The following is a 2,453-nucleotide window of genomic DNA, read 5'->3' as shown; positions in this document are numbered from 1 at the left end:
CTGTCGCGGCGGTACATGGCGCAGGGCGGGGAAAATGGGAGAACTGAATGAGCAATGACTTCGGCGGGCACGATGCGCGCCCCGAACCCTCGTACGCGCCGGCCTCCGCGCCGCACCCCGCCCCCCCGCGCACCCGCGCGGAGGGGATGGAGGAGCTGATCCGCACCCTCTCCCTCCTCCCCGGCCCTACCGGCCAGGAGGACGCGGTGCTGGAGTGGGTCGCGCGCGAGTGGCGCGCGCTGGGCGAGGTGACGCAGTCGCCGGTGGGGAACCTCTTCCTCCACATCCCCGGCCCCGGCCCGCGCGTGCTGCTGGCGGCGCACGCCGACGAGCTGTCGCTGATCGTGCGCTCCATCACTCCGGACGGCTTCCTGCGCGTGCTGCCGGGCGAGCGCGACGTCTTCTCCTTCCCCTACTTCCTGGGCGCGCCGGTCCGGATTCTGGCCGACGGCGGCGAGCTCCCCGGCGTCGTGGCGACCACCACGGGCCACGCCATGACACCGGAGCAAAAGGACCGCCTCCGATTGGGGTGGGACGACCTGTTCGTGGACGTGGGGCTCACCGCGCGGGAGTGTGGGGAGCGCGGCATCCGCATCGGCACGCGGATGGTGTGGGACTCGCCGCCGCGCAAGTTGGGCAGGCTCCTGGTGGGCAAGGCGATGGACGACCGGCTGGGCGTGGCGGTGCTGGTGGAGCTGGCGCGCCGGCTGTCGGTGCAGGCGCCGCGCTACGACGTGACGCTCGCGCTCACCGTGCAGGAGGAGATCGGGATGGTGGGCGCGTCGTCGCTGGCCCGCGACGGGCGCGCCTATGACATCGGCTTCGTGATCGACAACGGGCTGGCGGGCGACATCCCCACCACCTCCGGCGAGCACGTCCCGGTGCGGCTGGGCGGCGGCCCGACGCTGGTGCACCGCGACTCCTCGGTTCACTACTCGCGCCGCCTGATCCACGCGATGCGCGAGGTGGCGGGGCGCAACGGGATTCCCATCCAGGAGATGGTGCTCTTCCACTACTCGTCCGACGGCGCGCACCTGGTGCGGCAGGGGATGGAGGCGCTCCTGGTGGCGCCCCCCATCCGCTACTCGCACTCCCCGTTCGAGGCCGTCGACCCCTCCGACGTGGAGGCGACGGTACGCCTGTTCGAGCTTTTTCTGACGGGAGCCGCGCCGGGGTGAACGCGGACGTCGTCGTCGTAGGCGGGGGGGTGATCGGGTGCGCCGTCGCCCGCCACGCGGCGCGCGGCGGGCTGCGCGTCGTGGTGGTGGAGCGCGCCACGCCCGGGATGGAGGCCTCGCACGCCGCCGCCGGCATGCTCTCCCCCCTCGCCGAAGCGGACTCGCCCGGCCCCTTCCTCGACCTCCTCCTCCGCGCCCGCGCCATGTACCCCGCCTTCGCCGCCGCCCTCGCGGAGGAGACGGGGATCGACATCGGCTACGGCGACGCGGGCACGCTGTACCTGGCGCTCCGTGACGAGGACGAGGCGGAGCTGGAGCACCGATTCGCCTGGCAGTCCGCCGCGGAGCTGTCCGTCGAACGATTGGATGCGGATGCGGTGCGCGCCCTGGAGCCGGCGGTGTCCCCCGCCACGCGCTGGGCCGTGCGCTTCCCCGGCGATCACCAGGCGGACAACCGTGCGCTGGGCCGCGCGCTCTGGGGCGCCGCCGCCCGCGCCGGCGTCGACTTCCGCCTCGGCGCCGACGCCGTCGCCCTGCTGCGCGACGGCGGCCGCGTCGCGGGCGTGATGCTGGCGGGCGGTGAGCGCATCGATGCGGGCGCCGTGGTGCTGGCGGGAGGAAGCTGGGCGGGGCGGATGGAGGGCCTTCCCCGCCCTCTCCCGGTTGAGCCTGTGCACGGCCAGATTCTGGCCCTCGAGTCGATCCCCCCGCTCTTCCGCCACGTGATCGACTCGCCGCGCTGCTACCTGGTGCCGCGCACCGAGGGCCGCGTGCTGGCCGGCGCCACCGTCGAGCACCTGGGCTTCCGCAAGACCGTCACACCGCGCGGCCTGCTCGGCCTCCTCGCCGGCGCCGTCGAGATCGCCCCCGCCCTCGCCGACGCGGCGGTGGTGGAGACGTGGGCCGGTCTCCGCCCCGGCACCCCCGACGGCTTCCCGATCCTCGGCCCGGACCCCGACCTCGCCGGCCTGCACTACGCGACCGGCCACTTCCGCAACGGCATCCTCCTCGCGCCGCTGACCGGCGAGCTGGTCGGGGAGGGGCTGCTGGGGCGGGTGGATGGTGCGATGGCGGGATTTGGGGTGGGGCGGTTTGGGTAGGCCCTCACCCCCGCTCGTTCCTCGCTGCCCCCTCTCCCGATAACAGGAGAGGGCTGCGCCCTCCTGTCATCGAGAGAGGGGGCGGGCTTTGGTGCCGCGCGGAGGGCCCCCTCCCCCCGGCCCCCTCCCCCGCCTGCGGGGGCGCAGGGCGGGTGAGGGGGAGAACTCCGCCCGC

At 74.5% G+C, this 2,453-nt stretch carries 2 protein-coding genes; both read left to right on the top strand.

The annotated features are described in order from the left end of the window. Positions 1-47 precede the first annotated feature (47 nt). Complete coding sequence (locus VF647_24820; GenBank protein HEX8455325.1) at positions 48-1,178, top strand: M20/M25/M40 family metallo-hydrolase; 1,131 nt, start codon at positions 48-50, stop codon at positions 1,176-1,178. Next, positions 1,175-2,278, top strand: a complete 1,104-nt coding sequence (gene thiO, locus VF647_24815; protein ID HEX8455324.1) for a glycine oxidase ThiO — start codon at positions 1,175-1,177, stop codon at positions 2,276-2,278. Before VF647_24820 ends, thiO begins: the two co-directional genes overlap by 4 nt. Positions 2,279-2,453 lie beyond the last annotated feature (175 nt).

It is taken from the genome of Longimicrobium sp., assembly GCA_036387335.1.
Classification (GTDB): Bacteria; Gemmatimonadota; Gemmatimonadetes; order Longimicrobiales; family Longimicrobiaceae; genus Longimicrobium.
This window is presented reverse-complemented; position numbering and strand designations above follow the sequence as displayed.

Coding starts and splice junctions, on each gene's coding strand:
- VF647_24820 (HEX8455325.1), top strand. CDS start 48: ATGAGCAATGACTTCGGCGGGCACGATGCGCGCCCCGAACCCTCGTAC.